At 71.6% G+C, this 708-nt stretch carries 1 protein-coding gene; it reads right to left on the bottom strand.

Features of this window, described 5'->3' with window-relative positions:
- Positions 1–708 (bottom strand): AMP-binding protein (locus ETD86_RS54645; protein ID WP_138674426.1); only part of this gene is annotated, 708 nt, incomplete at both ends.

Consider the following 708-nt stretch of genomic DNA (forward strand, 5'->3'; position numbering starts at 1 on the left):
AGTCGCGCAGCCTGTCGTCCACCGTGTCGCCGTCGGCCGACACCACATAGGCGATCAGGCGTTTGTCGCCGGGGGTGTCCTCGCGGGCGACGACCGCCGCCTGGGCGACCTCGGGGTGGGCCAGCAGCGCGGCCTCGATCTCGCCCGGCTCGATCCGGAACCCGCGGATCTTCACCTGCTCATCGGCCCGCCCGGCGAACACCACCTGCCCATCGGCGGTCCACTTCGCGAGGTCCCCGGTCCGATACATGCGCTCACCCGAACCGAACGGGCAGGCCACGAACCGCTCACCGGTCAGACCGGGACGGCCCACATACCCTCGGGCCAGGGAGGCGCCGGCGGCGTAGAGCTCGCCGACCACTCCGGCCGGAACCGGGTTCAGCGCCTCATCGAGAACATACAGGCGGGTGTTGGCGATCGGCGTGCCCACCGGCACCACACCGGACTCCAGCACCTGCGCCGACAGTTCAGTGGTGGCGATCCCGATGGTCGCCTCGGTCGGACCGTAATGGTTGAACACCCGCCGATCCCCAGCCACCGCCACCAAGTCAGCCACCCACGCCGCCGGCGCCGCTTCACCGCCCAGCACCAGCGACCGGGCGGGCAGGATCCGCTCCACCCCGGCCGCGGCGGTGAGGGCGGCCAGGTGGGAGGGGACGGCCTTGACGTGATCGATGCGGTGCTCGGCCAGATAGCCGGCCACCGCTT

The organism is Nonomuraea turkmeniaca (assembly GCF_005889735.1).
GTDB lineage: Bacteria > Actinomycetota > Actinomycetes > Streptosporangiales > Streptosporangiaceae > Nonomuraea > Nonomuraea turkmeniaca.